The organism is Paenibacillus sp. sg306046, assembly GCF_059821225.1.
The window spans coordinates 69,462-90,758 of sequence record NZ_JCAMRT010000021.1; the positions used below are offsets into that span (position 1 = coordinate 69,462).

Annotated in this window: 20 protein-coding genes and 1 pseudogene; 13 read left to right on the top strand and 8 right to left on the bottom strand. The window is 57.6% G+C overall.

Features of this window, described 5'->3' with window-relative positions; genetic code table 11:
• Window positions 1-295: 295 nt before the first annotated feature.
• From AC6ROY_RS19795 to AC6ROY_RS19805, 3 genes are all read right to left on the bottom strand, one after another.
• Entirely contained in the window at window positions 296-487 is a 192-nt protein-coding gene (locus AC6ROY_RS19795; RefSeq protein ID WP_500102323.1) for a twin-arginine translocase TatA/TatE family subunit, read from the bottom strand.
• 88 nt (window positions 488-575) lie between these two features.
• Window positions 576-1,133 (bottom strand): RidA family protein, encoded by a 558-nt coding sequence (locus AC6ROY_RS19800; RefSeq protein ID WP_500102324.1) that lies wholly within the window; start codon window positions 1,131-1,133, stop codon window positions 576-578.
• Between the two features lie 27 nt (window positions 1,134-1,160).
• Complete coding sequence (locus tag AC6ROY_RS19805) at window positions 1,161-2,771, bottom strand: flavin monoamine oxidase family protein (RefSeq protein WP_500102325.1); 1,611 nt, start codon at window positions 2,769-2,771, stop codon at window positions 1,161-1,163.
• A 258-nt stretch (window positions 2,772-3,029) separates the two neighbouring features.
• Here AC6ROY_RS19805 and AC6ROY_RS19810 point away from each other — a divergent pair, with 258 nt between their 5' ends.
• Window positions 3,030-3,287, top strand: coding sequence for a MerR family transcriptional regulator (locus tag AC6ROY_RS19810; protein ID WP_500102326.1), 258 nt, complete (start codon window positions 3,030-3,032; stop codon window positions 3,285-3,287).
• Between the two features lie 243 nt (window positions 3,288-3,530).
• Here the strand turns inward: AC6ROY_RS19810 and AC6ROY_RS19815 are convergent, their stop codons facing one another.
• From AC6ROY_RS19815 to AC6ROY_RS19825, 3 genes are all read right to left on the bottom strand, one after another.
• Window positions 3,531-3,965, bottom strand: a complete 435-nt coding sequence (locus AC6ROY_RS19815; RefSeq protein WP_500102327.1) for a DUF3995 domain-containing protein — start codon at window positions 3,963-3,965, stop codon at window positions 3,531-3,533.
• Window positions 3,962-4,564 (bottom strand): TetR/AcrR family transcriptional regulator, encoded by a 603-nt coding sequence (locus AC6ROY_RS19820; protein ID WP_500102328.1) that lies wholly within the window; start codon window positions 4,562-4,564, stop codon window positions 3,962-3,964. Before AC6ROY_RS19820 ends, AC6ROY_RS19815 begins: the two co-directional genes overlap by 4 nt.
• Before the next feature lie 568 nt (window positions 4,565-5,132).
• Complete coding sequence (locus AC6ROY_RS19825; protein ID WP_500102329.1) at window positions 5,133-6,173, bottom strand: SEC-C metal-binding domain-containing protein; 1,041 nt, start codon at window positions 6,171-6,173, stop codon at window positions 5,133-5,135.
• Window positions 6,174-6,580: 407 nt separating this feature from the next.
• On the opposite strand from AC6ROY_RS19825, the gene AC6ROY_RS19830 reads away from it, so the two are divergent.
• Window positions 6,581-7,138, top strand: coding sequence for a cysteine hydrolase family protein (locus AC6ROY_RS19830; protein WP_500102330.1), 558 nt, complete (start codon window positions 6,581-6,583; stop codon window positions 7,136-7,138).
• Between the two features lie 84 nt (window positions 7,139-7,222).
• The gene (locus tag AC6ROY_RS19835; RefSeq protein WP_500102331.1) at window positions 7,223-8,671 is read left to right on the top strand and encodes a nicotinate phosphoribosyltransferase; all 1,449 of its coding nucleotides are present in this window, start codon (window positions 7,223-7,225) and stop codon (window positions 8,669-8,671) included.
• Window positions 8,672-8,799: 128 nt separating this feature from the next.
• Here AC6ROY_RS19835 and AC6ROY_RS19840 read toward each other — a convergent pair whose 3' ends face one another.
• Window positions 8,800-10,254, bottom strand: coding sequence for a hypothetical protein (locus AC6ROY_RS19840; RefSeq protein WP_500102332.1), 1,455 nt, complete (start codon window positions 10,252-10,254; stop codon window positions 8,800-8,802).
• A 191-nt stretch (window positions 10,255-10,445) separates the two neighbouring features.
• Here AC6ROY_RS19840 and AC6ROY_RS19845 point away from each other — a divergent pair, with 191 nt between their 5' ends.
• The 10 genes and pseudogenes from AC6ROY_RS19845 to AC6ROY_RS19890 all read left to right on the top strand — a co-directional run bounded on the left by AC6ROY_RS19845 (window position 10,446) and on the right by AC6ROY_RS19890 (window position 20,191).
• A complete protein-coding gene (locus AC6ROY_RS19845; RefSeq protein WP_500102333.1) occupies window positions 10,446-10,739 on the top strand; it encodes a Dabb family protein in 294 nt (97 codons plus the stop codon).
• Complete coding sequence (locus tag AC6ROY_RS19850; RefSeq protein WP_500102334.1) at window positions 10,720-12,345, top strand: M23 family metallopeptidase; 1,626 nt, start codon at window positions 10,720-10,722, stop codon at window positions 12,343-12,345. Before AC6ROY_RS19845 ends, AC6ROY_RS19850 begins: the two co-directional genes overlap by 20 nt.
• 214 nt (window positions 12,346-12,559) lie before the next feature.
• A complete protein-coding gene (locus AC6ROY_RS19855) occupies window positions 12,560-13,570 on the top strand; it encodes an ABC transporter substrate-binding protein (protein WP_500102335.1) in 1,011 nt (336 codons plus the stop codon).
• The gene (locus AC6ROY_RS19860; RefSeq protein WP_500102336.1) at window positions 13,567-15,624 is read left to right on the top strand and encodes an iron ABC transporter permease; all 2,058 of its coding nucleotides are present in this window, start codon (window positions 13,567-13,569) and stop codon (window positions 15,622-15,624) included. Before AC6ROY_RS19855 ends, AC6ROY_RS19860 begins: the two co-directional genes overlap by 4 nt.
• A 689-nt stretch (window positions 15,625-16,313) precedes the next feature.
• On the top strand, window positions 16,314-17,798 hold the full coding sequence (locus AC6ROY_RS19865; protein ID WP_500102337.1) for an RtcB family protein: 1,485 nt from the start codon (window positions 16,314-16,316) through the stop codon (window positions 17,796-17,798).
• 3 nt (window positions 17,799-17,801) lie between these two features.
• Window positions 17,802-18,170: a hypothetical protein gene (locus AC6ROY_RS19870; protein ID WP_500102338.1), complete on the top strand. Its 369-nt coding sequence runs from the start codon at window positions 17,802-17,804 to the stop codon at window positions 18,168-18,170.
• Between the two features lie 229 nt (window positions 18,171-18,399).
• A complete protein-coding gene (locus AC6ROY_RS19875) occupies window positions 18,400-18,957 on the top strand; it encodes an RNA 2'-phosphotransferase (protein ID WP_500102339.1) in 558 nt (185 codons plus the stop codon).
• Window positions 18,950-19,347 (top strand): annotated as a pseudogene (locus tag AC6ROY_RS19880) (TatD family hydrolase); the annotation flags it as partial. The gene AC6ROY_RS19875 and the pseudogene AC6ROY_RS19880, both read left to right, overlap by 8 nt.
• A gap of 48 nt (window positions 19,348-19,395) precedes the next feature.
• A complete protein-coding gene (locus tag AC6ROY_RS19885) occupies window positions 19,396-19,548 on the top strand; it encodes a hypothetical protein (RefSeq protein ID WP_500102350.1) in 153 nt (50 codons plus the stop codon).
• Between the two features lie 274 nt (window positions 19,549-19,822).
• Window positions 19,823-20,191, top strand: a complete 369-nt coding sequence (locus AC6ROY_RS19890) for a hypothetical protein (RefSeq protein WP_500102340.1) — start codon at window positions 19,823-19,825, stop codon at window positions 20,189-20,191.
• A gap of 68 nt (window positions 20,192-20,259) precedes the next feature.
• Here the strand turns inward: AC6ROY_RS19890 and trxB are convergent, their stop codons facing one another.
• Window positions 20,260-21,207, bottom strand: coding sequence for a thioredoxin-disulfide reductase (trxB, locus tag AC6ROY_RS19895; protein WP_500102351.1), 948 nt, complete (start codon window positions 21,205-21,207; stop codon window positions 20,260-20,262).
• Window positions 21,208-21,297: the final 90 nt, after the last annotated feature.

Below are 21,297 nucleotides of genomic sequence, written 5' to 3' on the forward strand. Positions count from 1 at the left end.
TAGGAGTGTCCGCTGGAAAAGGACATTGGCAGCAAATTGTCTTTCGAAGGGTGGACATCCATAAGTTGTAGGCTTACTCGGTGTGAATGAGCTTGATGTCCAGATTTAGATACTGGAGACGAGCGAGGGACTACATCTGGACATACGGCTGTTGGAAGAGTGGAAGGGGGGATGTCCACCTATTAAAAGACATTTGTCTACTGAGGGTGGACATGCCGTAGACCTCCACTTTCCCCACAGGCTGCCCCGCCATCGTCATGACAGGAGCAGCCTGTGCAGCGCGGCTCAGTGGCGCTTACCTTTTCTCCAGATTGGAGCCGGCTTCTTCCTTGCTGTCGCTGCCCACGAGGTCGCGGGCCGACGCCTTGAATTCATGCAGCGTACGGCCGACGGCCCGGCCCAGCTCCGGCAGCTTGGAGGGACCGAATAAAATGAGAACAAGCAACCCGATCATCAATATACCGGATACGCCGATATTTTGCAGCATAGGCTCCTCAGCTCCTTAGGGTAGATTCAGCACACGGCAGACTCAGCACACTCAGCACACAGCAAACTCGGCGAAACAGGGGGCGCGATTAATTTTGCTTGTGCGGCTTTGGATAGACGGCGACGGCTTCGATTTCGATCAGCCAGTCCGGGCTGACGAGCGCAGGTACGCCGACGGTGGAACGGGCGGTTTTGACCGGATTATCCTTCGTGTTGAAAAACAGGCCGTAAGCTTCATTCCACCCGGCAAAGTCAAACTTGTTTTCCTTCGCCGCATCCGGCGTCACGTAGACGCGTAAATAAATAACGTCCTTCATCGACAAGCCCTTGTCGGCAAGCTGCTTCTCGATCGTCGTCAGGACGCCGACGGCTTGTGTTTTCGTATCGCCGTAACGCTCGTAGACGGTTTTGCCGTCCTTGTTGAGCATCGGAGGGACGGTGCCGCTGGTGAATACATACGAAGCGCCCGCAGGCACGGACACGCCGCTGGAGATGGACGAGGTCGGACTGCCGTAAAATTCGACCTCATGAATCGGCTCGGCCGGATATTGGCTAGGGGTGGCGGGATCGGCGGCATACACATAAGCTCCGACAGAGCTGGCCAGCAGGGCGGTGGCGGCAACGGCTTTCATTTTTCGTGTGAACATGATCAAGTCTCTCCTCCCGAAAATAGACTATTCCTTCAACACGCGTTCGTGCAGTTCGGTAACGACCTTGCGGGCAGACTCGATGCCCCCGGCCATCCAGGCGGTGATGTAGCTCATATGCTCGCCTGCCAAATAAATGCGTCGGTCCGGCTTGCACAAAATCGGATAATGCGTCTTGCGGTCATCGGCCGTGTAAGAGGCCCAGCCGCCCAGATTGTATTTGATCGTCTTCCAGTTGATGGAGAATGACGTTTCGAATTCCTGGTATACCTGCGGATGGATTTTGGCGGCCAGGGCGAGTGAGTGCTTCTCGCGTTCGGCGATGGACATGATGCCCAGCTTATCCGCGGTGACCCCGAAGTTGTAGTAGGTGAGCAGAATGCCTTTTTTGCCGAAGTAGTGGGTGGGCGGATAATACATGGAGGCGAGGTCGGTGTTGGTCGTCGTGCTGCCGCCGTAAATTTGCTCGTCTTCCTCCCAGAAGCGGCGTTTGAACTGCATGCCCATTTTGCCGGCGGAGGCGTAGTTGATGCTTGCGATGGCTTTGGCCATTTCGGCGGAGAAGTCGGCGGGGATATCCTTCAATACCGATAAGGGCAGTGTGCAAATACAGTAGTCGCCGCTGATTTCCTTCACCGCGCCGGTCATCGTATCCGTGTACACGACACGGACGGCCGTATCGCCCTGCCGAATTTCTTTGACCTCCGCCTGATAAATGAGCTGGCTGCCGACCCGTTTCTCGAACGCCTGACTGATTCGATCCATCCCGCCGACCGGGTGAAACATCATCATCTGCTGGTCATAGCCGTATTCGCCGCTGAAATGGTTCCCGAAGCCCGAGCTCAGGATCGCCTTCATGTCAAATGGATCACGGACAACGCCCGCATCAAATTTGCCGCCCGGCTCTTCCTTGTAGCCGCCTCGCGATGAGCCTTTGTAGAACAGATCCGCATTCAGATCGCCTTCACGCTTGAGATAATCGACAAGCTTCGCCTTTTCCTCCGCCGTAAGCGGGAGGTCCAGCGAGCCGCTGTTGACGGCTTTCGCCATCAGCTCGGACACATAGCCGCGCAGATCGGCCTTGGCCGCCCGCTTGCGGATTTTTTGGCCGGACAGCGCGCCGACATTTTCGTGATAATAGTAGCCGCTTTCGTTGACATTGTTGAATGGCTCCAGCTCGATGCCAAATTCACGGCAATAGTCCATCGTCACGTGAAATTGCGGAATCCGCATCGGTCCGGCATTCAGATACAGGTGCCCGGCTTCATCGAAGCGCGCGACCTGCTTGACGCCTCCGACCTCTGCTACCGTCGTGCCGCGCCGGACGGACCAGATGCGGCCCCCGGCGCGTGCGCGGGCCTCCAGAATGGTGCAGTCGTACCCCGCCTTACCCAGCTCATAAGCAGCCGTCATCCCGGCGATGCCTCCGCCCAGGATGATAATTTTTTTCCCATTGCGGTGTGCTGCGCGCAGATCGCCCTGATTCGGCGGCGTGTAGTCGGCCGCCTTGAGTGCTGCGGGGGATAGCAGGCCGAGTGTGCCCATCAGGCTGAACACGGCGGCGGAGCCTCCGATTTTTCCGACGGTGGTCAAAAATTGCCGGCGTGTCATTTCTTTTGGTGAATGCGGTGTTTCCATCGGCTACACTCCTCTGTGAATGGATGACGACTCCCCCACACTATAGCAGACAAGGAAAATCCACGGTAAAAACAAGTAAGAAAATCTTACATAAAATTTCATTAGGTCCTAATTTTACGCGTGGGTCTTGCTTGTTAGAGGTTTTCATGGTTAAAATCAGACGTATATGGTCGATGAATGGCTATTGGAAAGGTTGTTGATGTGTTATATGTGTTAATTTAAATGACATATTTATGTCGCGCTGAGAGGGTGATGGAGATGGACAAAAAAGTCATCAGTATCGGCAGTGTGTGTGAAATGACAGGCTTGACGGAGAGACAGATCCGTTATTATGAGGAACGAAAGCTTATTTTTCCGGAGCGGACGAAGGGAGGCACCCGTAAATATTCGTTCGAGGATGTGGAGCTGATCAAGCTGATTTACCGCCAACTCAAGGAAGGGCAGACTACGTTTGATCTCAGGCAGCTGTTGAATGGCAAGCGGGGGCGAATGCCCAAGCTGCGGGAGGTTGAATAGCTTTGACAAGCGAAAGTCGGCGAGGCTGAGCGGGGCAGGAGGAAGGGGGCGATGACAGGGATGATCATTGTCCGCGCAGGCAATGGCGGTTCGTCAGAAGCAACGGGCCTTCCCGCCGTTCATGCGATGGCTTGCCCCTTATTCTTGCTCCATGCGCTGGCCCTCGCTGCTGTAAAGCGATTGCGGCCTTCAAGCTCGCTATTCCCCCGCCGATGCACCTAACGTTCCGTTGATCGAAGCTTCTCAAGCTGGGACGCCCTCAAGCAAGGCCCATACAAAGCTCAAGCCTAACCACAGGCAAAGCGGCGTAAAAATGCGGGTGTCGTAATAAGCAAACCGCGTGCCGGTTACCCGCTTGAACAGACCGACATACTTGAACTCCCCCATAACCCGCAAGCCAAAAGCAACGGCGCATACCCAGCAGCCTGGCCGGACCAAGCCGTAAGCGGGGAAGACGGGCAGCAGCCCGCTCTGAAGCGCCAGCAGCGCTGCGGCTCCGAACAGGAGCAAGGCAACGACAAGCGTGGCCGCCATGCCCGGCTGGAACGTAGGTTTTTCCTGCGCGGTAGCGGGTAATACGGCGGTTGCGCCCCAGCGTCCGCCCGATGCCCAGTATACGTGAATACCGCCCAAGCCAAGCAGCACAAGGACCGAGACGGTCAGAAAGGCGCTCATCATCGCCGGGCCTCCTGACCGCCGAGACCTGCCCAGATGACGTCGAATTGTCGCCTAAAATCAGCCTGCATCGACTCTGCCGTTTGCCCGGAGGCTGCCCAGGTCAGCACCGTGTTGAAATAAATGCCAACCAGCACAGCGGCGATATCTGCACTGACCGCACGCTCATTCAGCAGTCCGTCTTGCCTCGCCTGCTCCAGGATGCCAGCAAGCAGCTCGCGAAACTGCTGGATGATGCGCAGCTCTTCCTGCATATGCAGCGCTGAGCGCATCAGCTCGACAATCGTCAGCCGGATGAGCGGAGATGGATCCCGGTAATGTCCGAGCAGCTCGGCAAACAGCAGCAGCAGCCGGCTTCGCAGATCAGGCTGCCCGGCGCAGCGCAGCGCCAGATCGCTCGCCGCCTGGAGCTGTGTCCGGCCAAGGTGCAGCAAAATATCTTCCTTTTTGGCGAAGTAAGTATAGAAGCTGCCCTTGGAGATGCCGCAAGCCTTCGTGATGTCCTCGACCGTAACCTGCTCGAAGCCATCGCGTTCAAACAATCGCAAAGCATGGGTATAAATGTGCTCCTTCAATTCCTGTTTTCGGGCTTCTCTGAGCATAATCGCCACCGCCTGTTTGAGATAATGATGACCGAAGTCAATTGTCGACTGCGGTCATCATTATCTATGGGGTGCCAAGTAATGTCAAGTGGCAGATGTAAGACGAGGGGCTTGGATAGCTGCGAAGCGTTGTGGCATTGCGGGAAAGATCGCTTTTATGTCAGGGAGACGTGTATTTTAGCTTGGTCTGCCGCACACGGCCAAAAACCTTCATCTCCAGATTAGGGCGTGTCTTAAAACTTGCTCAAGGGCATCTTTCACCGCCTTTTCGCCCCCTGCTGCGTTACTTTTCCTTGACTTACCCCCGGTAAGCCTGCGAAAAAGCGCCTTGCATGGAACGAAAATTCGGCAACATCTGCTCCCTGCGGAGTTTTAAGACACACCCTAGTTGGAGGTGAAGGTTTTTGTGTCATTCCATCATTTGCGAAGCATCAGTCCGTGCGCAAACGCGCGGCGCTACGGATCAGCGGAGCTGCCTGTATACCCAGACGAGNTGGAGGTGAAGGTTTTTGTGTCATTCCATCATTTGCGAAGCATCAGTCCGTGCGCAAACGCGCGGCGCTACGGATCAGCGGAGCTGCCTGTATACCCAGACGAGCAGTTCGGGCAGCTTCACCCAAAGCCGGATATGGATATTGACGTAAACGACGGCTTCCTCGTCCGCTTGACTCGACGTAAGTCCGGAGCCGGGCTTCGGCAGCGGCTTGCCACCGAACAAATAGTCCAGTACATACGGATTCCGCCGCTGCGCCTGCTGGAAAGGAGCTTGCAGCCCTTCGGTGCCGTGCTGCTTGTAGGCATAGATCAGCCGACCGTAGATGAAGGCAACGGACGAGTCGTTGGCGAACCGCTCCAGCAGCTGCTCAGCTTCTTCCAGTCGGTCCTGCTCCAGATAAGCGGCCAGCAGCAGCTCGCGTGCACGCAGCGTGTCGTCGGGATCGCCTTGCAGCAGCGTTTCCAGCAGCTCGGCCGCCGCGTCCGGCTGCTTCAACTCCCAGTGGGCTTGCGCTTGAACAAGCAGCGACTGCGGTGCTTCCACGGAAGAGGCAGCCGAGCTTGGTTGAGCTGAAACGGTCGTCGCTCCGGCTGTGCCGTCAGCGCCGTCAAAGTACCCGTCGGCAAACTGCAGCAGCTCCTGGTACCGTTTGGACAGCGTGGAGGGCGATACCTCGTAGCGGAGCGCAAGCTCCTGCTTGGTTACCGGCAGCTCGTACGCCTGAACAATCATATATTCCAGAGCGGCGCAAAACGCTCCGGATTTTTTAAACGACGGCTGCTGCTCGCGCGAAAAGTTTTCCCAGATGGACAACGCTTCGCTGATATGGCGCGGCTCATAGCTGTCCTCCATTCGGGTGACCAGCTCATCGGCTAACGCAGCGTACGTATCCTGCCCCCATGAAATGTCCTCAGCCGCGATCCGGCGAATTTCGCCGATTGTCGGCGTGGCGCTCGTATTCGCGGCGGACTCCGCCTGCGGCGCCGCAGCGTACGGCAGCTCTCTCTGTTCAGGCAAGGCAACAGGCGCCGTCCCTTGGTTTTTGTGCAGACAGCAGCGCTTGTATTTTACGCCGCTGCCGCAGTAACATGGTTCATTTCTGCCAATCTTCAACAAGAATGCTCCTCCTCAACATAAAACACGATCAGTGCCAATAGTACTAGCATAACCGATTTTGGCTAATATTCATAATGTTCACTGCCATTTTTGTCGGTTTTGTGCGAAAAAATGGACAAAACGATGTAGAACGAAGCAAAATTGACCGCCAGCCTCACGACGCACCTCTCCAAAATGCGCTTGAACGGTTCTAAAACGGTTTTGGATGGTTTCGGAACCCGGCTAAAGACGTGATACAATAATGGGAACGAAAATGGATGAATAAGTGGGAAAGCAACCGGTTCAAGAATTTGCGAATGAAAATCGGGGCAGGGGATGGGTTGACAAATCGACAGCATCTGTCATAATGATAATAACAAATTGTTATTATCTAACTGTTTATTTCAAAAATGGAGGTTCTGACGATGAGAGCGTTAATTGTCATTGATTATACGGTCGATTTTGTGGTCGGGAAGCTGCCCTGCGGCCAGCCGGGCCTGGATATTGAAGGTAGATTGACGGAGCTGACGCGCCAATATGCCGCTGCCGGCGATCTCGTTGTGATGGCGGTCGATCTGCATGATGAGGCGGATCTCTACCATCCGGAGCATAAGCTGTTCCCGTCGCATAACCTGCGGGGGACGGACGGGCGGAGGCTGTACGGCACGCTGGAGGAGGCTTACCGCGAGCGGCAGGATGCGATCGTCTGGATGGATAAGACGCGGTACAGCGCTTTTTGCGGCACTGATCTGGAGCTGCAGCTGCGCAGCCGGGGCATTACCGAGGTGCATCTGGCGGGTGTATGCACGGATATTTGCGTGCTGCATACAGCCGTTGACGCCTATAACCGCAGCTTCGGTCTCGTCATTCATGAAGACGCGGTTGCATCCTTTAATGAAGCCGGACACCAGTGGGCGCTTGGTCATTTCCGGCAAACGCTGGGCGCATCGGTCGTCCAGGGCGGAGCGTCTGCGGCGGAATAGTGAATAAGTGATTGCTAGCGACTCGGCGGCAGGCCTTGCTCGCAGGCGGCCGCAACTTGCACCCAGACTCAGGAGGCGAACAACATGGATGATGCAGCACTTGCCCTGCACACGGATAAATACCAGATCAATATGATGTACGCGCATTGGAAGCACGGCTCGCAGGATGAACGCGCGGTGTTCGAGGCGTATTTCCGCAAGCTGCCGTTCGGCAACGGCTTCGCTGTCGCGGCCGGATTGGAAAGGATTGTCCAGTATATCCGGTCGCTGCGGTTCAGCGAGGAGGAAATCGCCTACCTGCGCACGCAGGAGGAGGCGTACGAGGAAGGCTTTCTGGAGGCGCTGCGTGAGCTCCGGTTTACCGGCAATCTGTTTGCAGTGCCGGAAGGAACGCTTGTGTTTCCTAACGTGCCGCTATTCCGGGTAGAGGCGCGCGTATTTGAATCCCAGCTGATCGAGACGGCGCTGCTGAATTTCTTGAATTACCAGACGCTGATCGCAACCAAGGCGGCACGAATCAAGCAGGCGGCAGGCGACGATACGCTGCTGGAATTCGGCACGCGCCGCGCCCAGGAGGCGGACGCAGCCATTTGGGGCGCGCGCGCCGCCTATATCGCCGGATTCGACGCCACCAGCAACATGCGCGCAGGCATGCGCTTCGGCATTCCGGCCAAAGGCACGCACGCCCATGCCTGGGTGCAGGGACATGACTCGGAGGCGGAGGCGTTCCGGCTATTCGCCGAGGCGCTGCCCGATCAGGTCACGCTGCTCGTCGATACGTATGACACGCTGCGCAGCGGGGTGCCGCATGCGATCGCGACGGCCAAACAGCTCGAGGCGCAGGGCAAGCGCATGCAGGCGATCCGGCTGGACAGCGGCGACACGGCGTATTTGTCCAAGCAGGCGCGCAAGCTGCTGGATGAGGCCGGGCTGGATTACGTGAAAATCGTCGCTTCGAACGATCTGGACGAAAACATTATTTTCAACCTGAAGGCACAGGGCGCACGCGTCGATAGCTGGGGCGTCGGCACGCAGCTGATTACGGGCGGCGATCAGCCTGCGCTGGGCGGCGTCTACAAGCTGGTGGCCCGCGAGCGCGAGGGCAGCTATGTGCCGGTCATCAAAATATCCGGTAATCCGGAAAAGGTCACAAATCCCGGTCTGAAGGAAGCGTACCGGATTATGAACAAGCAGACCGGCAAAGCCGAAGCGGATTACATCGCGCTGGCGGAGGAGCAGGATGTGCGGCGCGGCGAACGAATCAAGCTGTTTGACCCGATCCATCCGTACATTTACAAGTATATCGACGATTACGAGGCGGTACCGCTGCTGCAGCCGGTGTTTGAGGGCGGCGAGCAGGTTGCCGGGCTGCCCGCGCTGGACGACATCCGCCGCTATCATCGCAGCCAGCTGGAGCTGTTCTGGCCGGAATATTTGCGCAAGCTGCATCCGGAGGTGTACCCGGTCGATCTCAGCACAGCGGCCTGGGAGCTGAAAATGGGCATGATTGCCGCGCATAAGGAGAAAAAGTAAAGCCAAAAGGACCTTACCTCACGGGCCGGTGAGGATAAGGTCCTTGGTTATGAGGGGATCAGCTAGTTGATCTGCAGCTCAAGCTCCGTTGTTAGCATGCTGCGATTTTCTTCGTTTGCTGAAATTTGTTAATACAAATCCACATCCAGCCACGCATAGGACTGATTGCCCTGCAAATCGACAATCGTATTCGTCCCCGGGCGAAGCAGCAGCAAGCGGCGGTCGCTGTCCATATACAGCTGGCCGTCGACGGGGTAAGTCAGCTTCGTTGCTTGCAGCTTCGTATCCAGTATATAAATGCCTGCGCCTTCGGCAGGCTTGCGATCCGGATAGTATACGGAGGAACCCGATATGTGCACGAGCAGACTGCCGTCAGGAGCGGCCGGATTGGCGAGCGAAGGATTCAGCAAGCCGAGCGTGTCCAACATGGGGGCACTGAGCTGTTTGCCTGCATCGTGGAGCTTTCCGTTCTGATCCAGCAAAAACAACACGGCTGGCCCGAAGCGCAATGAATCGTATGTTTTGGCAATCCAGACGGTGCCATCCGTATTAGAGATGATACGCTCCGTTCCGTAGCCCAACAAGGGCAGCTTCGTCAGCGTTCCTTTGTCCTCCAGAAACAGGAGCGCATTCATGGAAATAATCGACCGATTTTGGTTAATTGGAAACCTGAACGCCTGATAGGTCGTTTGATCCTTGATAGTTTCTGTACGCTGAGTATTTTTCATAAGTTCAATGTCTTGATCGCTCAATGTACCAAGCAGAGTGTCCCCGATGTACAGCTCGTTGCCCTTGCGCGTCAATTCGACCGTCTCCGAGCCGATTAGATGCTCAGCCGTATTGTAGGCTTGCAACTGCAGCCGATCAAGCTCAGCTTCTCCGATCCAGGCCGGTTTGCCTGCGAATGATTTCGGAATTTTGAGCGCCCGGCGCTGACTGTCGACGAATGTGCGCGTATGCGCGTACAAATAGTCTTGATCCTCATAAAAAATGCTCCCAAGCATGTACTGTCCACCGGTTACGCTAAGCCCTTGCCGCTCATCCCACTCGATACCGAGCCGCAGCAGCTCGCGGGTGTAGTGCCACGTCAAGGGCATGTACGTGATATCCCGGAACTCCAGAAACGGATACGGCGCACTGGGGCTATTCTCCTGTCGTTCGCCCTGCAGCTGAATCGGATAAGCAGCTACGGAAGCGCGTTCTGTCCGATGAAGTGTGTTTGTTACGGTCAAATCCTGCTTCAGCGGCGCGGGCTTCCAATCCGTCCCGTCGCCGATCTGCGGCATGACCGACACGGACAGCCCGGCGTCCGAGCCGAGCCAGTCAGCCTGCAGGCCAAGCGCCTGCGTATTGTCCCACGTAAGCGGCATGTAGGTAATATCCCGATAGACGAGAAACGGGTAGCGCTGATGCGTATTGTCGATCAGAGAGCCGTTGATGTTAATCTGAAACGACGGAATGGCGACGGCGGCTGTGTCGTTCGCTTCGGCTTGCTGCGCCGGGGCGACACTCCACAGCAGCGGCAGCAGGAGCAGCATGCTCCAGCAGCGTTGCCTGGCGTTGCGTTTGATCACTTTATTCATGGCGTGAGCCTCCTCCAAAGGAAATGTAGATCAAGGTCTGCTGCATACGTCGTTAGACGGAAACCGTCCGCGATAAGTTGCGTTTGGCGTGCAGCTTGGCTTGCAGAAACTTGTGCTCCTATAGTAAAGTGTGAGAGATATTGATTTTGCAGGCCTTGATATGCCTGAACCCAAAAGGAGCATCCACCGACATGATTGATCATATTGTACTTGTAAAATTTGGCGAATCCACGACCCAAGAGCAGCTTCAGGAGGTCGTTGACCGCTTCAAGGCGCTGCGCGGCAAGCTGCAGGGCGTGTTGGATCTGCAGGCTGGACTTAACTTTTCCGAGAAAAATCAGGGCTACCAGCTTGTGTTGTCCGTACGGTTCGAAGACAAGGCTGCCCTTGCTGCTTACGGTCCGAACACGGATCATCAGGCCGTCGCCGCCTATATCCGCGAGGTTGGCCGTGTAGACAGCATCGTTGTTGATATCGAAATTTAACGGTATGGGCCGCTCGCAGACGCAGGGTTCTGAGCAGCCGTCATCACAGCTGTCTCCGCGTGAACGACGCAGGCGGAAAAGGTCTGGCTGGCTGCCGGTCAGTGTAGCCGCCGTCTTGCTTGGAGCGGCATTGGCCGTATACGTCACTTGGCCGGACCCGGAAGCGGGCGCCGGGCAGCAGCCGCGTGCGGAGGCTGACGCGGCGCGGTTGCCGCAAGCTACACCCAGCCCAAGGGTAGCTGTGGAATTTCGCATGATCAATCTGGATCAAGGCTGGGTCCGCTATGCCGACGGCTTCCAGGTGACGGCTGACAGCGGCTTGACCTGGAATGCCGTGGACAAGCTTCCCGAAGAGCTGGCCACGCGTGCAGCGTCTCTGCCGGTGACCGGAGCGGCTGCAGCGTCGGGCGATACGTCAGCGTCTGAACCAGCAGCGACGAGTCCGCCTGCAACAATCGGCGCTGTCGGCACGCTCGGTACAACTCCAGATGCCCAAGCCGCTGCCGCCACACCCGCCGCGAAAACGGGTGCGGCGCAGCCTGTCACGGACGCGTACGACTTGCTGCGGCTGAAGCCGGAAGCCGCCTCGGCGACGACGGTGCCTTACAGCGGTACGAGTTATGCTGCTAGGCAGGTTCAACTGCTGACCGACCGCATCGGCTGGGCGCTGGTTCAAGCTGACGGCGAGCTGGGCGGCAAGCTGCTGGTTACGTTGGACGGCGGCGCGACCTGGCAGGCTGAGGTGACGGAAGCTGTGCAGGCGGCGATCCGTGAGGAAAAGGAGCTGCTGCGCAAGCGGCAGGAGGAAGCAGCCGTATATGCAGGTGTCGCGCAAGCGAAGCGGGCGTTTGGCTCCGATTGGCTGCTGCTGCCGGGTACGGCAAGTCCCGGCGACGCCGTACTCGTCCGGCGCAGCCAGCCTGGCGAGGTGCAGTGGCAGGGCAAGGCCTACCCGCTGCAGCCGTACGGGGCGGGGTATTTTACGTATTTGCCGATCGGGATGGACGTTAAGCCGGGGAACTACCCGGTTGGCGATCAGCAGCTGCACATCGTCGCCAAATCGTTCGAAAAGCAATACTTGCAGGTGACGGAAGAAATGAACAGCATGCGGCAGGATACGAAGCGCATCGACGCCGATCAGCAGAAGATCAACGCTGCACGCAGCAAGTCGGAGCCGCAATTTTTGTCACGGGAGCCGTTTATGGTGCCGGTTGAAGGCAGGCTGACGACTCCTTACGGATATACCCGCTATGTCAACGGCAAGCTGAGCGGCTCGCATATGGCGATTGATTTGGCGGCCAAGGAAGGCACGCCTGTCAAGGCGACCAGTGACGGCGTCGTTGTGCTGGCAGACAGCTTGTATTTAACTGGAAATTCGATCTATCTCGATCACGGGATGGGCTTGTTTTCGCAATATGCGCACTTGTCCAAGCTGAACGTCAAGACCGGAGACCGGGTGAAGCGGGGCGAAGTGATCGGTCTCGTCGGCTCGACGGGCTTTTCGACCGGACCGCATTTGCATTTTACGTTCTGGGTGCATCAGGTACAGGCGAATCCGAATTTATTTATGGACAAATCCCCGTTCCAGTGGGTCGACCTGCCTTGATGATTAGCTCCAACAAAATGGTTTGAACGATCAGGGGACTGCCGGGCGCAGTCCTCTTTTTTCTGTAGACGCGGGGCGTTGTTGCCGGTATTGTCTTCGCTGCAAGAGAGTCACGTATTGACAAAATTATTGATAACAATTATCATTTTCAATCGAGGGGGCCGGACATGATCTGATGTCAGGCATTATCACATCGAGGGGGATTCCAACCATCATGTACAAGTGGAACAAGTCAATTTTCGTCATCGTATCGTTGCTGCTCTTGCTTCTGACCGCTTGCGGAGCGAAAAGTGAGCCAGCCCAGCCGTCGGTGAAGCCGGCAGAGGGTGCGGGGCAAGCTGCAGCAGAGGGTCCGCGCAAGATTGAGCATGCGCTCGGCACAACGGAAATTAAAGGCGTCGCCAAGCGGGTCGTTGCGCTGGAGTGGTCTTATGTAGAGCATTTTCTGGCTGTGGGCGTTCAGCCTGTCGGCGTAGCGGATATTAAGGGGTATCATAAATGGGTCAATATTGCGCCGCAGCTGGATGCAAGCGTCGTCGACGTCGGCGTGCGCACGGAGCCGAATCTGGAGGCGATTGCCGCACTGAAGCCGGACCTGATCGTTGCGCCTGATTTCCGGATCAAAGCCACTTACGAAGCGCTGAGCAAAATCGCGCCGACGGTTGCTTTCAACCCGTATCCGGCTGAAGGTGAAAACGCGACCCAGCTTGAGCGAATGGAATATACGTTCAAAACGGTAGCCGAGCTGGTCGGTAAAAAAGCGGAAGCCGAGAAGGTGCTGAGCGAGGTGCATGCTTCGTTCGCCGATTCGAAGGCCAAGCTGAAGGCAAAGGGCAAGGAAGGCGCGGAGGTTGCGGTCACCCAGGCGTATTCGCAGCAAAATGCGGCCGTGCTCCGCATGTTCACGGACAATTCGATGATCGTTCAGATTATGAAGGAAATCGGCCTGAACAACGTGTACAAATCGGCGAAGTATGAGCCGGTCGGCTTCTCCGCGACGACGGTTGAGTCGCTGCCAGCCGTGCAGAATGCCCATTTCTTCTACATCGTCCAGGACGATGATAATATTTTTGACAAGCAGCTGAAGGACAATGAGGTGTGGAAAGGGTTGTCGTTCGTCAAGGAAAACCGCACCTACAAGCTGCCGGGCAACACATGGACCTATGGCGGCGTGCTGTCGGCCAAGGCGATTGCCGATCTTGTGACGAACGCCTTGAACAAATGAAGACAACCATAACAGCGGGTGGTGCAGTCCGGTTTTCCGGATGGAAGACGGCATTCGTATTCGGGGGCGGACCGGTTTTACTGGCCGCTCTCCTTTTTGTAAGTTTGATTTACGGTGAAGCGCCGATTACGGTAAATCAGGTGGTGGACGCGCTGCTGCAGCCGCAAAATGATGCGGCCCATCACATGGTGCGCAGCGTCCGCCTGCCGCGGGCGTTGATGGGCGTGCTCGCCGGAGCTGCGCTTGCGGTGTGCGGCGCGCTGCTGCAAACGATTACGCGCAATCCGCTCGCTTCGGCTTCGACCTTCGGTCTAAACGCGGGCGCGTATTTCGTTATCGTGGCGGCTACCGTGTTTATGCCCGGTCTGAAGGCGAGTGCGCCGCTGCTGCTTGCTTTGCTTGGGGCGCTCGGCGCAGCCGCGATGACGTATGGGATCGCCGGAGGCAAACGAAGCACGCCGGTACGGATGGCCGTATCCGGCATGATCGTCGGCCTTGTGCTTGCGGCGTTTACGAGCGCGCTACAGCTGCTGTTTGAAACCGAGGCGTCCCAGCTGCTCGCCTGGGGGGCAGGTACGCTCGTGCAAAACGACTGGAGCGGCGTAAATTACGCTTGGCCGTGGATGACGGGAGGGCTGCTGTTTACGCTCGCGTATGCGCGCGGCTTTGATTTGCTGGAGCTTGGGGACGAGGCGGCCCGGGCGCTCGGACAACGCGTCGATGCCGCGCGGTTTGCAGGCTTGGCGGCGGCTGTGCTGCTGGCGGGCGTCACCGTCAGCGTCGTCGGGCCGATCGGCTTCGTCGGTCTGATTGCTCCGCATCTGGTCCGTATGCTCGGTTTTCGCCGCCATCTGGCTCTGCTGCCTGCCAGCGCGCTGTGGGGCGCGATTATTCTCGTCGGCGCGGACACGATCGCGCGTATGTTCCGCAGCCTGACGGGCGAGCTGCCTGCGGGAGCGGTAACGGCGATGATCGGCGCGCCGTGGCTCATCTGGCTGGTCATCCGCGCCCGGCGGGGACAGGCGGGTCAGGATAGCGGCTCCTCGATGAGCATCGGCGCTTTGGGCAAACGTATTCCTTACCCGCTGCTGGCCGCCGGGCTTACCGTCAGTTTGGCCGTGCTGCTCGTGACCGGGCTGATGGCAGGTACGCTGCGGCTGTCGGCGGGCGAGGTGCTGCTGGCGCTCGGCGGAGGCGGCGAGCCGTTCGCTCAAGGCATTGTGATGGACCTGCGGCTGCCGCGGATTTTGGTCGCTGCCTTTGCCGGAGCGGCGCTGGCGATTGCCGGCTCGATGATGCAGGGCTCGCTGCGCAACCCGATTGCCGATCCCTCGGTGCTTGGCGTAACCGCCGGGGCAGGCTGCGGAGCGCTGGCCGTGATGGTGCTGTGGCCGAGCGCGTCCGCCGGAATGCTGCCCGCAGGCGCGATCCTTGGCGCAGCGCTGGCCGCGCTATGCGTATATCTGTTTTCGTGGCGCAAAGGATTACAGCCGGTGTCGCTGATTCTTGTCGGGATCGGCGTATCGGCGATCGGCACGGCGGGCATTCAATTTCTGGTCATCAAGTCGGGGATTGCCGCCGCTCCGGCGCTGGCTTGGCTTGCAGGCAGCACGTATGCGCGAGGCTACGGCGAGCTGCTGCGGCTCGTTGTGGCGCTCGGATTGCTTGGACCGTACGCCTGGTGGCTGGGCCGTAACATGGACCTGCTGGCGTTCGGCGATCAAGTGTCGCTTGGACTGGGGCTGAAGCTGCAGCAGACGAGGCTGATCGCCACGGTAATCGGCGTTGCGCTGGCGGCCACCGCCGCATCCAGCGTCGGTTCGGTCGGCTTTATCGGCTTGCTGGCCCCACATGCCGTCCGGCTGCTCGTCGGCCACCATCACCGCCGGGCGCTGCTGCTGTCGGCGTTGACTGGGGCGGTGCTGCTCGTGGCCGCCGATCTGATCGGCAAGACGGTGATGGCGCCCAAGGAAATTCCTTCCGGCATCGTCGTCGCGCTGCTCGGCACGCCGTATTTGCTGCTGCTGATGTACCGCAGCGCGGTGCGAAGGTAGAGGGACGGTCCGGCTGTGAAGCGCGCTTGCAACGGAGACCGAGATCGGTAGTCGAAGCCGGAAAGTCGGGACCTTTATTCGAAGCCGGAAAGCCGGGCTTGTCATAGAAAACGCCGCTTGACACACAGGAAACTGCGTGCCAGGCGGCGTTTTTTAGGCTGTAGTTACAACGTGTGCTAACGTGTTCTTGACGGCTCACACTTGTCCGAAGTGTCTTCAAGGTCGAGCCGTCAAGCGCCGATAGCGGCTGTAGGCAGGAGGGAAAGCTTTTGTAAGAATGATTTTTTCCCCGGACATTCCCGGTACAGCCTTGTATACTGAGACTACATTCTAATTGAAAGGAGGCCGATTCCCTTGATTGACCTTTATGGGGTTTTATACATGAAATGGACGAGTTTTCCTTTAATTGCATACAGGGGCGGAGCGCATCGGCCTCGCCGGACCACATAATCGAGCGCGTACGGCCTGGAGCCGCTGTGCGGATTCCAGAGGCCGCAGGCGGGCGAGGCGCTTGCCATGCGATGCAGCTTGCGAGCACGAAGCATTCGCAGTGCGAGATTGTTTGCAGTGCGAAGCGCGATGCTGTCGCCGCCCATTTTTGGCCTGAATAGCCGCTTGTTTTTATAATCGTAGGCGACGAGGCTTACGGTTATTTGTGTTATCCGAAATTAGAGAGGAATGTTAACTGAATGATACAACCGAATAAAGGTTATCCAAATATCGCTGCGACGGAAACAGCAACAGAAGCAACAACAGAAGCAGCCGCATACTACCGCAAGCTGGAGCTGCCTGCGGGCGAGCTCCACGTGTATGCGAACGAGGAGCTGTTCCGTTCCCTGGATTATCAGGTATTTGCGATGGCGAACAATAATTTGCAAATTCCAAATGTAGCCTATATGAGCTATACCCCGGATGTACATGTGGGTGTGGGCACCTGCATCGGCACGACAGCGGTCTGGCCGGTTGACGGAGGCTTCGTATCCCCGTCGATCGTCGGCAGCGACATCGGCTGCGGCATGCGGGTGCAGCTGACAAATTTGCATCGCGATGAGCTGAAGGATCTCAAGCTGCGGCGCAAGCTGGTCCGGGCGATTGACCGGTATTTGCCTGCCGAGCAGCACCAGAGGGGGCATTATTCGGACATCCGGCTGGAGCATGTGCTGCGCAAAGGGCTGCATGGCTTGCCGCACAAATACGTGCCCGACCATTACACGCCGAAAAAAGCGACGTCGCTGACCCATGTGGAATGCGCCCGCTATGCCTTCGATGAGCGGCAACTGGAACTGCTGCCTGAACGGGCTTTGCACCGCGCGCACCGGCAGCTGGGGACGCTGGGCGGGGGCAATCATTTTGCGGAGCTGCAGGCGATTGAAATTGATGAGCGCAGCCGGGAGGTGGCCGAGCGCTGGGGGTTGTTTGACGGGCAGGTCGTCGTCATGATTCACTCCGGCTCGCGTGCCTGGGGCGGTGCAGTCAGCCAATACGGCGCTGCCGAGCTGCAAAAAGTGATGCGCCGGCTGGAGCTCGGCACCGCCGATCCGAGACTCGTTTATGCGCCGCTGGACAATCCGTTTGCCCATAGCTATGTGCAGCTGCTGTATTCCGCATTAAATTACGCGGTGACCAACCGTCACCTGATCGCTTATGCGATTCGTGAAGCGTGCCGCGATGTGCTGGGGAACGCCTTTGAGATGCGGACGCTGTACGACCTGATGCATAACTATGCGTGGGAGGAGCAGCATGACGGCGAAGCGCGGTTTGTCCACCGCAAAGGGGCAACGCGGGCGCTGCCAGCGCACCATCCGGATAACCCGGAGCCTTACCGGGAAACGGGTCATCCCGCGCTCATTCCCGGCTCGATGGGGACGGCTTCCTACATTATGGTCGGCCAGCCAGGCGGGCAAGCCAACTATTATTCCATTTGCCATGGCGCGGGACGTGTCCGCTCGCGGACCGCGACGAAAAAGCTGGTGTCGGTGCAGGAGTTTGCGGGGGCGCTGCGAGTCGGGACGGAGGATGAGGTTGTGGTGAACCACCGTTCCCTGGACGGCCTGGTCGACGAGTCGCCGCAAGCCTATAAGGATGTGGATCAAATTATTGCAAGTGTCGCCGGAGCCGGGCTGGCTGTACCGGTAGCCGTATGCCGTCCGCTGGCGACGATCAAGGGGGTGTAGCTTATGAATGGCCGGCGTGATGAGGCGCTGTTCAGCACATTTGAGCCTTATGTTGCCGTATTGCACGGTCTCCGGCAGCAGCTGTCGATGCTGTACGGAGAGGCTTATGATATGTATGTGTGCGATGACGGCGGGGAGGATTACTGGCAGCTGCTGGAGCAAAACACGGATGTATCTTCATCGAAGTTGCTTCGATCCGAAGCTTTTCTCATTTTGTCGAAGCGCGTGCGTTTGCACTGGATACGGAGAGCCGCGAGGACATCGGGGATGAACGTTACCGCATCTACAGCTCAATTCGCAATCATGTATTTGCTTATCCGGTTATGGTGGTGGCGCTGGCTCGTGTACCGACACAGCGTCCGAATGGGCTAGGTTGTGAGGATTTTGTATGGGCCCGCAGCGATGCGGCGCTGCCAGCGTTCCTCGTCCGTACGGCTGAACGGCGCAAGGAGCAGCACAGCCGCCAGATCACGGTATTTACGGATACGAGAGACGGGATGGAGCGGCAAATGAAGCCTATTTCCTGATCGGAGAAGAGACGCTGCCGGAGGCCGCACGTCTGACCGACCAGTTCAGCTGCGCGCAGCTGAACGAACTGTATGTGTCCGCCGCGCTGCAATGGCATACCGAGGGACGCGCCGAACTGCGGGCGCTCGTCCGCGCGATGAGGCAGGAGCTGGACAAAAGCCGCAGGCAAACGTGGCTGCGGGATAAGCCGGCAGAGCCGACGGTAGGCTTTCTGGCCGACGTCGAGCAGGTTGTACGCGAGTCGGATAAGCAGCGCTTCGAGCTGGCGGACGGCCGCATTCGGGCGAGGTACGGGCATAGCAGGCTGCAGGTTGCGTACACGGAGGCTGAGCCGCCGCCGCTGCTGTACCACGGAACGAACGAGGGCGTGCTGGCCGTTATTTTGCGCGAAGGGCTGCGCCCGATGGGACGGCGTTACGTTCATCTGTCCGCTGGACAGCATTTCGCTGCTTTGGCCGGTCGGCGTAGAGGGCGGCTGGTGATGCTGGCTGTCGATGCGGCGGCGGCGCGGCGGCAAGGGATTTCTTTCTACGAGGCAGGACACGGCGTATGGCTGGCAGCTCATATTCCGCCGGCTTGCTTGCGGCAAGTTCCGGTGGAAGCGGCAGCTGGAGGTGGCCGGGATGCATGAGACGTCTGGCGCCAGCGTCAGCCGCAGCTCTGTTCCGCTGCTGGTGGATATCGGGGTCAATCTGATGCACCGCTCGTTCCAGGCGGACCGGGAGGCGGTTGTTGCTTGCGCGGCAGCGAGGAGGCGGCCCGTTATGCCGCCCAGTACCCGGGGCAGCTGCTGGCGACAGCAGGCGTGCATCCGCATGATGCGAAAAGCTGCGGCGCAGGCACAATCGAACGGCTGCAGAAGCTGGCTGGACAGCCGCATGTCGTTGCGATTGGCGAATGCGGGCTGGACTACAATCGCGACTTCTCGCCGCGCAATGTGCAGCGCCACTGGTTTGAAGCGCAGGTCGAGCTGGCTTGCGAATTAAAGCTGCCTTTGTTTCTGCACGAGCGTGAGGCTCACGGCGAGGAGGCGGAATGTTTTTGCCGCCGGGGATTTGTTTGCGCGTCGATGAAATACCGATTCAGCGATCATACGACATACCCGGGCGCGATTGAGGATGCGCGTCTGGCGATGCATTATTTGCGCAGCCGCAGCGGCAGATACGCGCGTAGCGCTGCAAGGTGTAGTCATTTGTCAGTTGTGGGCGAGCGAGTTAGTTAGGCAGACCGCCGCTGCGAATGGAGTGTCCTGTGGATAAGGACATTTGTGGAGGTTTTGTCTTTTGCTGCGTGGACAGCTGATAGATCATGATGTTAACCGCTGGGTGCTGGCTGCGGGCTACATCTAGTAGAGTAATCCCTTGGATAGCTCTACATATGGACGTGACGAATATCCGGAGGATAGATGGGGAATGTCCACCTTTTAAAAGACAGCTGTCTACTGGATACGGACATATTTTGCGCAAAGGAATAGCTTCAGCGAGTTTCGGCGAGCGATGGAGCTGGGGATTTGCTGGATTAGAGCGTATGCTGGATTAAAGCGTTTTGCTGGATTAGAGCATTTTGCTGGATTAGAGCATTTTGCTGGATTAGAGCATTCTGCTGGATTAGTGCGTATTCTAGCTGCGCAGCTTCAGATGCCGGAGTTCTGTGTGTTCTGGTTGCGTGTCGATGCTGTTTGCTTAATGATAGCGGTTTACCGAGTAACAAATTGCTTGAGGCTATCCCAAAGTAAGCCTAGAGGTCGGGTGCTTTCGCTCGCCCATAACCTGCTGAAGAAAGCGGCCGCAATGCAAAAAACAAAGGAGTTAAGCAGTTGCAAATCGCTTAACTCCTTTGTTGCTTTTAAACATCCATTTTTTTGATACGATCAGGCATGTCCCTCGCTTCATTAATTCCTACTTTTGGGACAGCCTCCTATCGTGCGGGCTGCTTACAGGCTAAGGCTCCACTCATGCACCATATGACCGTCAAGGAATTTCTCGACCTCAAGCGCCGCCATGCAGCCGCTTCCCGCAGCGGTGATCGCCTGACGGTATTTGCTGTCCTGTACGTCGCCGCAGGCGAAAACGCCTTCGATGTTCGTTTGTGTGGTGCCCGGCTGAACGAGGATGTAGCCAACCTCATCCGTTTTCACCTGGCCGTTCAGGAAGCCTGTGTTTGGCTTATGGCCGATAGCGACGAAAATTCCGTCTGTTTCGATGACTTCTTCTTCACCGGTTTCGTTGTTGCGCACCTTCAGACCGGTAACGCCTCTATCGCCGGACAATACTTCAAGCGGCGTCCGGTTGAGGCTCCATTTGACCTTCTCGTTTTCTCTGGCGCGGTCCTGCATGATCTTCGAAGCGCGCAGCTCGTTGCGGCGGTTTACGACGGTCACTTCCGAAGCGAAACGAGTCAGGAAGTTAGCTTCCTCCATCGCCGAGTCGCCGCCGCCGATGACGAGAATTTTTTTGCCGCGGAAGAAAAACCCGTCGCAGGTCGCACAGGTGCTGACGCCGCGTCCGATGCTTTCCTTCTCATTGGTAATGCCGAGCAGCTTGGCGGAAGCGCCGGTGGAAATGACGATGCTTTCAGCGATCAGCTCGCCCATGCCTTCGACATTCAGCTTGAAAGGACGTTGGGACATGTCCACGCTGTTGACCCAGCCGGTTTTAAAGGTAGCGCCGAAGCGTTCCGCTTGCTTGCGCATATTGGCCATCAGCTCAGGGCCCATGATGCCCTCCGGAAAGCCCGGGAAATTTTCAACCTCTGTTGTGGTTGTCAATTGTCCGCCCGGCTCTGGTCCTTCGATGACGAGGGGATTCAGGTTGGCGCGCGCCAGGTAAATGGCAGCTGTCAAACCGGCAGGTCCAGTTCCGATAATAATTGATTTGTGCATAGTCATAGTGTCAGCCTCCGCTTCGTTCATTCTGTAAAGCTTGTATTCCGTAGTATACCAGCGCTTGCGGCGCAGATCATGAACGGTACA

What these genes read in the sequence shown, in the direction of transcription:
- AC6ROY_RS19890 (WP_500102340.1), top strand. Translation starts at nt 19,823, where the DNA reads ATGGAGCTGGGGATTTGCTGGATTAGAGCGTATGCTGGATTAAAGCGT.
- AC6ROY_RS19855 (WP_500102335.1), top strand. Translation starts at nt 12,560, where the DNA reads ATGTACAAGTGGAACAAGTCAATTTTCGTCATCGTATCGTTGCTGCTC.
- AC6ROY_RS19865 (WP_500102337.1), top strand. Translation starts at nt 16,314, where the DNA reads ATGATACAACCGAATAAAGGTTATCCAAATATCGCTGCGACGGAAACA.
- AC6ROY_RS19800 (WP_500102324.1), bottom strand. Translation starts at nt 1,133, where the DNA reads ATGTTCACACGAAAAATGAAAGCCGTTGCCGCCACCGCCCTGCTGGCC.
- AC6ROY_RS19795 (WP_500102323.1), bottom strand. Translation starts at nt 487, where the DNA reads ATGCTGCAAAATATCGGCGTATCCGGTATATTGATGATCGGGTTGCTT.
- AC6ROY_RS19820 (WP_500102328.1), bottom strand. Translation starts at nt 4,564, where the DNA reads ATGCTCAGAGAAGCCCGAAAACAGGAATTGAAGGAGCACATTTATACC.
- AC6ROY_RS19830 (WP_500102330.1), top strand. Translation starts at nt 6,581, where the DNA reads ATGAGAGCGTTAATTGTCATTGATTATACGGTCGATTTTGTGGTCGGG.
- AC6ROY_RS19885 (WP_500102350.1), top strand. Translation starts at nt 19,396, where the DNA reads ATGAAATACCGATTCAGCGATCATACGACATACCCGGGCGCGATTGAG.
- AC6ROY_RS19860 (WP_500102336.1), top strand. Translation starts at nt 13,567, where the DNA reads ATGAAGACAACCATAACAGCGGGTGGTGCAGTCCGGTTTTCCGGATGG.
- AC6ROY_RS19810 (WP_500102326.1), top strand. Translation starts at nt 3,030, where the DNA reads ATGGACAAAAAAGTCATCAGTATCGGCAGTGTGTGTGAAATGACAGGC.
- AC6ROY_RS19840 (WP_500102332.1), bottom strand. Translation starts at nt 10,254, where the DNA reads ATGAATAAAGTGATCAAACGCAACGCCAGGCAACGCTGCTGGAGCATG.
- AC6ROY_RS19815 (WP_500102327.1), bottom strand. Translation starts at nt 3,965, where the DNA reads ATGATGAGCGCCTTTCTGACCGTCTCGGTCCTTGTGCTGCTTGGCTTG.
- AC6ROY_RS19805 (WP_500102325.1), bottom strand. Translation starts at nt 2,771, where the DNA reads ATGGAAACACCGCATTCACCAAAAGAAATGACACGCCGGCAATTTTTG.
- trxB (WP_500102351.1), bottom strand. Translation starts at nt 21,207, where the DNA reads ATGCACAAATCAATTATTATCGGAACTGGACCTGCCGGTTTGACAGCT.
- AC6ROY_RS19835 (WP_500102331.1), top strand. Translation starts at nt 7,223, where the DNA reads ATGGATGATGCAGCACTTGCCCTGCACACGGATAAATACCAGATCAAT.
- AC6ROY_RS19870 (WP_500102338.1), top strand. Translation starts at nt 17,802, where the DNA reads ATGAATGGCCGGCGTGATGAGGCGCTGTTCAGCACATTTGAGCCTTAT.
- AC6ROY_RS19845 (WP_500102333.1), top strand. Translation starts at nt 10,446, where the DNA reads ATGATTGATCATATTGTACTTGTAAAATTTGGCGAATCCACGACCCAA.